The organism is Accumulibacter sp. (assembly GCF_029255125.1).
GTDB lineage: Bacteria > Pseudomonadota > Gammaproteobacteria > Burkholderiales > Rhodocyclaceae > Accumulibacter.
In genome coordinates this window covers 1-6,344 of record NZ_JAPUVR010000014.1, presented here as the reverse complement: position 1 = coordinate 6,344, position 6,344 = coordinate 1, and the positions used below count along the sequence as shown (strand labels likewise).

Here is a 6,344-nt window from a genome sequence, read left to right as displayed (position 1 = left end):
TGCGCGCGGCCGGCGACTGGTCGACGGCACGATTGAGCGCCTCGAGGCGTGCGATGGCCATGTCGATCAGTAGCTTTCCTTCCGCCAGGCGACCGCTGTCGGCCAGCTTCTCGCCTTGTCGCGCTTCCAGATTGGCCAGTTGTTCGACCGCCCGACAGGCGACGCGACCGGCCTCGTCTTCGTTCTGCAGCGCTGCCAGGTAGGCGGCGTGAGCCGCCGCGAAACCGCCTTCGCCGAGGTCGGCGTAGAGCGCGGCGACACTCTGCTGTACCTCGGGCCGCGTGCTCCACTCCGGCGGGCAGCGCGCGAACTGCTGCTGCAGCCAGCGCTGCTCGTCGGCGAAGGTCGGTGGCGAGCGCCGTCCGGCCTGCGCCGGGCGGCCGAGACGACGGCCGTCGATGCAGGCGATAAGTTCCTCGACGGCCACCAGCGGGCGGTCCTGGCGCTGGCGCCCAGAGCTGTCCGGGCCAAGCCGGTAGCCGGGGTCGCCGTAAGCCTGGTAGGCGCCCCAGGTGTTGCTGGCGGCGTGCTTCTCGTAAGTCTCGCGGCGCGCAGCGAAGACCGCCTCGCCGTAAGCACGGCCGGCGGTAAGTTCGGCGAAGAAGGTCGTGGCAAAGGTTTTCGCCGCCTGGTCGTCGACCGCCCAGCCGGCAGCGATGACGCAGCGCACGCCGATGTCGATCAGTTCGCGTGCCAGACTGTAGGCGAGACGATTTGGCTGGCTCTCGTGACTCATGCTGCCGACGTGGCAGCAGCTCAGGAAGACGACTTCCGGAACGACTTCCATCAGGCCGATCTCGACCGCCGTGATCAGGCTGCCGTCGGAAAGGACGACGCCGGTGTAGCGCCGACCGTCGCGTCCCGGCAACTCGAAGATGCCGTGCGCACAGACGGTGAGCAGCCGGTAGGGCTGGTCGTACAGGTGCGCGAGCACTTCGCCGGCGTCCTTGCCTTCGCCGCAGAAAGCGACCTGCCAGCCAGCCTGGCTGAGAATCGCGCGCACGGCGTTGCCCTCGGCGATCGCGCCGGGCAGACGTTCGAGTTCGTCGAGCACACCCGGGAAGCGGTTCTTGAAGCCGAGCGTGCTGGGCGCGACGATGACGCACGCCGAGCGCGTATTGGCGGTCGGCACGGCGCCGCGAAAACGCGCCGTGATCAACTGCCGGATCATCGGTGCGCGCACGGCGAGCGGCTGATCGTCGGCCTGCAGCAGTTCCCAGGGCAGGCTGGCGGTATAGCTGTCGAGCACCAGCAGCAGCCGGCTGCCGGCGCGCGCCGCCGCCTTGTAGTCGATCGGCAGCATCAACTGGAAGAGCGTGCGTGCCAGGCGCGGGTTGTTCCGGTTGTTCAGGCGCTGCTGGCGGACGAGCGCTTCGATCAATCCCGGCTGGCGCTGCTGGACGAGCGTCTCGGCGCGCGCGCGTTGGCTGAGAAAGACGTACTTGAGCCGCTCGGGAAGATACGGCGGGGCGGGCGGCGCCTCGTCCGCCGCCGGCTGCTGGCCGGCCGCGTGCGGGCCCGGGCAGCCGGCCAGCAGGCGGCGACGCAGCTCGGGCGGCAGTGGCGAGCGCGGCTCGACGTCGTAGCACTCGGGCGGGCAATTGACTTCCGGCGCATCGGCGTCGGTGATGATCAGCCGCGACCAGTAGCCCCAGCCCTGTTCTGCCGACAGGCGGTCGCGCGCGCCCTGGCCGATGCTCAGGCTGCGCGCCGGTTCGAGGCGTGCTTCAAGCGCGCGCAACTGGCTCTCGATCGCCTGCGGCAGCTCGCTGACCGCGTGCGCCGCACTCGTTGCGACGTCGCGATAGAGGTCGATGAACGTCAGCGACGACACCGGCGCACCCGGCTCGGCCGTCATCGCCTGCGCCTGCGCCAGTTGCCGGTTGGCTTCGAGGACGCCGCAGGTGACTGCCGCCACCGAGTCGGCGATGCTGATCTGGGCCACCGAATTGCAGCCGAGCAGCAGGCTGTACAGGCGCACCGGCGCGTCGACGCCGAGCGCGCGCGAGTCGCGCAGCAGAAGCAGCAGGCGGAGGACCGCAGCGCGCACGGTTTCGCTGATCTGGCGCGCGCTGAGCTGGCCGTTGAAATCGCCCAGCCCGACGATGACCGCGCCCGGCCGGCTGCCGCGCGCCGCCTGGCTGGCGCTGGGCGGGCTGAGCACGATGGCCGAGGTGCCGATCGGACCGGCATAGACGCCGAGGCGCTGGCGTTCGCTCAGACGGCCTTCCAGGCGTTCGTCGAGGTCGGCTTCGGCGGCGGCAAGCGGGTCGCCGACGAAGTGGCCGCAGAGCAGCGGCTGATCGATAAAACGCAGGTCGCCGGCGACCACATTGACCGCCAGCGTCGCTTTGCGCGCACGCACGCGCCGGCGCGGGCCGCTGCCGAAGATCGCGCGCGCCAGTTCTTCCTCACCGGGAACGACGGGCGGCGGCGCCTCCAGAACGACCGGCTGAACCGCCGCTCCGCGCGTCCGCGGCAGCCGGTCGAGGCGGCTGGTGCTGCCGCTGGTGAGCAAATCGAGGATCGCCGGAAAGTACTCCGCTGTGCCGGTCAGGTCCGAATGTTCGACCGGCATGTACCAGCAGCGCTCGCCTTCCGGCAGATTGTCCAGGCGACCTGATTGCCAGGTCACCGAGCCGTCGCCTTCACTGGTAAACAGAAGCTGCAGGCGGCCATCGGCCTGCGCCAGACCGCACGGCGTCTGGTCGCCCTGGCCGAAAACGTAAGCGATGCGCTCGACCGGTTCGGCGACCTTGTCGTCGGCGAGCAGCGCGTCCCAGACCGACCTTGCCCGGTCGAGCATCGCTTGCTGCGGTCGCGCGCCGATCTGCCCGCCGAACCAGCGATCGCGGTTGCGCCCCTTGAGCGCTTCCCAGGTTTGCGCGCTGTAGTAGTCAGGCTCGCCCGGCGCGGCAGCGCCGCTCGCCGACGGGCGCGGCAACAGCGAGAGAGCCCCCGGGAAGCCGGCGACGATGTCGAGAATTTCCTGCAGGTCGTGCTTGCCGTCGAGCGTCGCCAGACCACGCATCGCGCTCGTCTTGCCGAGCAGCGTGTGCACCATCAGGTGCGCGCCACGGTTCGGCGTGCCGAGCATCAGCAGACGACCGCCCGATTTCAGCACGTCCGACCAGGTTTGCGGGAACTTCTTCATCCAGGCGCGCGCGACGAGGCCGCCCATACTGTGCGCCAGCAGGCGCAGTGGCTGCCCGGGCTGGTTCTCCAGCCTTTGCCGAATGACCTGATCGAGTTGCTCGAGGCTCTGCTCGATCGGCAAGCGCCAGTCGTAAGGATGGCGAATGACCTCGTGCGTGCCGGCGAGGAAGTCGGCCAGGTCGCCGTAGAAGCGCTCCCAGATGTCCTCCGGGCAAATCCCCGGGTCGTTCTCGTCGGCAATGCGCTCGAGCTGGCCCAGGCCGAGGCGCAGGAGATTGAACCAGATGCGGTCGAGCTTGCCCTTGCCGTCACGCACAGCGATGTGCGAGCCCATGATTCCCGGCAAGACGACGATCGCCGGGCGCGCCTGGCTGGCGACGGCACGCGTACGCCCGGTCTCGCGTTCGCCCCACGGTTGTCGCGGCGCGTCGTCGAGCGGCTGGAATTCCGGCTGGCTCGCCGGGTCGCCGGTCAGCCAGCCATGCAGCGCCAGACGCGTCAGCGAATTGGCGAAATAGCGGAAGTGGCTGACCGCTTCGCCCTGGTGATAGAGATAGCGCGCACCGGCGCGCGCCGCGAGCCCGGCGTACATCGAATCGGTGTCGACGACCAGGTCGTTGTCGTGCCGGTCGAACAGCCGCCAGTCGCAGAACAGGTTGGCGACTCGCCGGCCGAGCTGGCCGAGACCGAAACCGGAAAACTCGGTATCGCCGGCGATCACCGCCAGCGCGATTCCGTCGCGCCGGCGCGTCGCCGGATGCGCAAGAAAAGCCGCCAGCGGCGAATCGACGCGCATCGCGGCAATCCCCGGGATCATCCGCGGATCGATCCGCCGGCCGGCGATTTCCAGCACCAGCCGCTTGACCACGGCCAGCGCACTCGAAGCGAGACGCCCGGCCGCCTGGCCCGCCGCCGGACCGCCGAGCGCCGAACCGACAGCGCTGAGCAGCGCGCCGCCGCCCCATTGCAGCAAGTTGAGAAAGTCCGACAGCGCGACCTCGAGGTTGTCGGACAGAAAGCGCGTACCGCGTGCCGGACAGGCGACGCGCACGTAGCGCTCGACGGTGATCCGCCGCTCGCCGATCAACTGCACGATACGCCGCAAGCGTGCGCGCTCCTCGGCCAACTCGCGCTGCAGACCCATCGCGTCGTCGGCCGGCGCCAGTAGCATCGACGCGCTGGCCATCTGATACGCCTCGAGGGCTGCCTCGTCCACCTGGCCGAGGCAGAGCAGATCGCCGACCAGGCCGCCGCGCGAATGCGTGACCAGCGCCAGGCGAGCGCCTTCGGGCAGCGCCTGCAGCAGTTCAAGCGCGTTCTCCACCGGGCTCTGCGAGAAACTGCGGTGCTCGTAGCCAAAAACGCCGCCGGGGAACCTGGCCTGCAGGTCGTTCCACGTATTCTCGTCGGCGAGCAGGTCGCTGAAAGCCCCCATCGTGTAGGAGCCGGTGCCGTGAATGAAGAGCAGCATGCGCTTGCCGGCGCCTGCTTCGGCCAACCGCGGGTCGCCCGGCGGGCAGAAATCCTCGGCGCCGATCGTCTGCTTCTGCCAATGGTAGAGGCCCGGGCGACCGGCCAGGCGCGATTCGATCGTCCACATCAGCGCCTTCGCCCCGAGGAAGCTGGCGACGCCAAACGCCTTGTCGGGCAGCTTCTCGGTCAGCTCATCGCTGAGCTGGTCGATCGCCCAGTCGCGCGCCAGACTCATCGCTTCTTCGGCGAGACCGTCGGCCGGCAGACGGAGCACCGAGACCATCTTCCAGACGACCTCGAAGAACCCGCGTTGTGCAGCGTTGCGGTCGACGAAGCGGCTCAGGTCCAGTTCGCCGTCGACGATCGCCTCCGGGCACAGACGCTCGATATCTGCGCGCAACCGCTCGGCATGCACGAAGATCGTCGTTCCATCCTCCGCTTCCAGCGCGAGCACACGTTGATCGCCGGCCTCGATCGCCTGAGCGGTTGTCGCCGTAGCGTCACGCGTCGCGCCAGGCAGGGCATAAGTGGCCTCGACGGTCAACCCGGCGAGGAGCGGTTCGAGCGCCGCATCCGCGGCGCGCGTCGCGTTGCGCAGCACGCCGGGCAGTTCGCCGGCACGCTGGCGCACTGCCAGCAGGCGCAGACCGGCCGTGGCTGGCGGCGGCTGCAGGTCGGGCTTGGTTTCGTCTGGCATACGGTTCTCCTTGCCTGAGTGGGTCAATCGGGACCAGCAGAAGCACGTCCGCACCGGCGCGCCGGGAGGCACGTGCTGGACGGCACGCTCACCTTGCTCGCCGGGCACGGCAGCAGCCAAGGCAAGGCGGGTCGGCCCGTCGCCAATCCGCCGTCGCCGCGCAGCCGGACAACGACGGCCGTCGGCCAAACGACGTCAGGTTTGCCGCCGCCAGCCTGGAACTCGCCGCTGCACCCTGGAACTCGCCGCTGCACGGGAACAGAATAGCAGAAGCGACTGCCCCGAGGGGCGACCGTCGCGCCCGGCGCTGAGGTCGCTCGCCGGCTGATAGCGGCGCGTCTTGGCACTTGGGAGCGAGCTATTGAGCTATTGAGCTATTCAGCTATTGAGCCATTGAGCGATTGACAACCCTGCCAATCCCCGCGCGCCAACCTGCGCCTGCAGCCGCCTTGCGCGGGTTTGCAGCGGGACTATTGGATCACTGGTGATGCAAGGGGTTTGCAACGCGAGGCGCTCGTCCTACCCAGCCCATAAGCCGGCTCCGTCCGCATGCCATAGCGCTCGAAGCGAAGGCGGTCGCGCAGTCGTCAGGGAGAGCAGGAAGCAGGGCGCCCCCTCGGAGCTTGACTCGCGCCGTTGACCCTGACGTAGTTTCCAAAACCGCTAGTGAACAAGTCTATCGCCTATGCCCTTGTTTCAATACGTTGGGAACCGTTGAACTAAAGCGCTGCGCGCTGGTGTAGTCACCCCAGCGCCATCCTTCTTCTTGGGTCGGCGCTGCGCAAAGTCCGCCCTCGCCCCAACCGCCTGACCGCCCGACCGCTCGCCGCCCAGCTTCCCACCTCGCTGGAAAAATCCTCGATCCTCCCCGCTGCGGGGGACGTCCCCGCAGTCATCGAGGAGAGAGTCATGAGTGAGTTGCGTAAGCGCATGCAAGACGCCATGTGCCTGCGAGGAATGGCGGCACGGACCCAGGAAGCCTACACCGACGCGGTCGCTGAGCTTGCCCGGTACTATG

At 68.8% G+C, this 6,344-nt stretch carries 1 protein-coding gene; it reads right to left on the bottom strand.

The genetic code is table 11. The annotated features are described in order from the left end of the window. A partial coding sequence (locus tag Q1L59_RS00520; protein WP_300327341.1) for a CHAT domain-containing protein occupies nt 1–5,326 on the bottom strand: 5,326 nt, incomplete at its 3' end. Nucleotides 5,327–6,344: the final 1,018 nt, after the last annotated feature.